Annotated in this window: 5 protein-coding genes; all 5 read right to left on the bottom strand. The window is 67.6% G+C overall.

Going from position 1 to position 1,771, the window contains the following annotated elements; genetic code table 11:
• Positions 1-252: 252 nt before the first annotated feature.
• Positions 253-444, bottom strand: a complete 192-nt coding sequence (locus ACFR9S_RS00730; RefSeq protein ID WP_379732692.1) for a hypothetical protein — start codon at positions 442-444, stop codon at positions 253-255.
• Between the two features lie 39 nt (positions 445-483).
• Entirely contained in the window at positions 484-843 is a 360-nt protein-coding gene (locus tag ACFR9S_RS00725; RefSeq protein ID WP_379732691.1) for a hypothetical protein, read from the bottom strand.
• Positions 843-986: a hypothetical protein gene (locus ACFR9S_RS00720; protein WP_379732690.1), complete on the bottom strand. Its 144-nt coding sequence runs from the start codon at positions 984-986 to the stop codon at positions 843-845. The genes ACFR9S_RS00725 and ACFR9S_RS00720 overlap by 1 nt, the downstream gene beginning before the upstream one ends.
• The gene (locus ACFR9S_RS00715; RefSeq protein WP_379732689.1) at positions 986-1,246 is read right to left on the bottom strand and encodes a hypothetical protein; all 261 of its coding nucleotides are present in this window, start codon (positions 1,244-1,246) and stop codon (positions 986-988) included. The genes ACFR9S_RS00720 and ACFR9S_RS00715 overlap by 1 nt, the downstream gene beginning before the upstream one ends.
• 48 nt (positions 1,247-1,294) lie before the next feature.
• A partial coding sequence (locus ACFR9S_RS00710) for a DUF7124 domain-containing protein (RefSeq protein ID WP_459077180.1) occupies positions 1,295-1,771 on the bottom strand: 477 nt, incomplete at its 5' end.

Below are 1,771 nucleotides of genomic sequence, written 5' to 3'. Positions count from 1 at the left end.
GGTCGCCGGCCCGCGGGGGAGGGGTGGGGACTCGGCGCTGTGCCGAGCCTCGTGCTCGGCACCCTGCGGTTACAAGTGGCCAAGCATCGAGATGCTGTCGCGGATGCTGCTTCAGTGGCCAACGATCGGGACGCTATCGCGGTCGCTGTTCCAGAAATCGACGACCGAAACGCGATCGCCGTTCCAGAAGCTATCGAGTCGAACTGCGATCCGCAAAAACGACGGGACGGCGAAGCCGAACCGTCGACCGCGTTACTCGTCGTCGTCTTCGAGGTCGTCGACCGAGGTCGCGAAGTCGCCGTCCTCGTACTTCTCGAAGTCGATCGTACCGTCGACCTCGCCCGTGTTGATCTCGTGTGGGCCGCGCTCGTACTCCCAGACCTCGTAGTCGCCGAAGGCATCCATCGCGCCCTCCGGACGCCAGCCACTATCCTTGAAAGCCATACACGGGGTCAAGAGCCGACGGGGCTTAGTCGTTTTCCCTCACCAGTCGTCGGCGTCGACCGGCGCGCCCGGACCGGCACCCGGCTGGATCGAGTCCTCGGGGAGGAACGTCCGGGCGAACAGTTCGAGGTGAAGCCCGAGCACGGCGCTCGGGTCGGCGTCGACGCGCTCGGCCTGCTCTTCGAGCAACGCCTCAAGTTCGTCGCTCGGCGCGTAGTGGAGCGTCCGATCGTCGAGTTCGAACTCGATCTCGGTCGTGCCGGAGGCGAGGTGTTCAACCTCCAGCAGCGCCTGTTCGAGCTTCTGCTCCAGCGCGTCGTCGTCGTCGAGCATCCGCTGGTCGGCCCACTCCGACGCCGCGTCGGCGAGCCGGTCGCCGATTTCGACTGCCAGCGCCATCAGAACGACACCCCCTGGGCCTCGCCCTCGAAGGCGGGCTCCCAGCGCGTCACCGCCTCACAGACGGGACACTGGGTGTCCACGGGACCGGTCTCGCCGCCGAACCGCGCCATCGAGTCGCACTCGGTACAGACGTACTGCATTATGCGTCTTCGGGCGGCCACGTCTCCGGCGCCGGCTCGTCGTGCTCGATCGCGCCCAGCAGCGCGATCGCGAGCACGATGCCGATACCCATCACGAGCACGCCGACGATCCCCGCACCGGGGGTCATGCCGAACGGCTCGGGGTTCCAGTAGTCGAACTGACCCAGCACGCGGGCGGTGGAGAACACCGTCCACGCGATAGCGGCCAGAACGGCCAGCGTCAGGAAGCTTGACTGTTCGAACGCCTCTTTCAGACTCATACCCACCCAATTGGACTGTCGAGTCAAAAACCCACGGGTCGCGGACGGTCAGTTCTCGTCCAACTCCCAGCCGGCCTCCTCCGCGGCGGTCTCCAGCGGGACGAACTCCCAGTCGGCCTCCTGCGCCCACGCCTGCTCGCGCTCGTCGACGCCGACGAGCACCATCCGCTCGGCGTAGAACATCGAGTTCGGCCCCACCGCCGCGAGCCGCTCGGCCGGCCCGGTGCCGGAGCCGTTGAAGAAGTCCAGATCCAGCACGTTGTCGCGCTGGTACTTGTTGATCGTCGACGCGTCCACGTCGCCGACGATGCCGAGGTAGTCCGTCCAGTTCTCGGCGTCGGCCAACGCGGCGTGGACGTTCGCGAGCCGCCGGATCGCGCGGTAGGAGAACGCCATCGTCATGTCCGCGGTCCGGGTCGGCGCCGAGCCGTGGGAGGCCGCGCCGGGCGTCGACTCGGACTGCTGTACCGGCTGGGCGTTCTCCCACTCCTCGCCGCGGGAGTGCCCGCCCGCGCTCGTCCGACT

Source organism: Halolamina salina, from assembly GCF_042678005.1.
In the GTDB taxonomy this organism is placed as follows: Archaea; Halobacteriota; Halobacteria; order Halobacteriales; family Haloferacaceae; genus Halolamina; species Halolamina salina.
Note: the sequence above shows the minus strand (reverse complement) of the source record. Positions and strands in the feature narration are given on the sequence as shown.

What these genes read in the sequence shown, in the direction of transcription:
- ACFR9S_RS00730 (WP_379732692.1), bottom strand. Translation starts at nt 444, where the DNA reads ATGGCTTTCAAGGATAGTGGCTGGCGTCCGGAGGGCGCGATGGATGCC.
- ACFR9S_RS00725 (WP_379732691.1), bottom strand. Translation starts at nt 843, where the DNA reads ATGGCGCTGGCAGTCGAAATCGGCGACCGGCTCGCCGACGCGGCGTCG.
- ACFR9S_RS00720 (WP_379732690.1), bottom strand. Translation starts at nt 986, where the DNA reads ATGCAGTACGTCTGTACCGAGTGCGACTCGATGGCGCGGTTCGGCGGC.
- ACFR9S_RS00715 (WP_379732689.1), bottom strand. Translation starts at nt 1,246, where the DNA reads ATGAGTCTGAAAGAGGCGTTCGAACAGTCAAGCTTCCTGACGCTGGCC.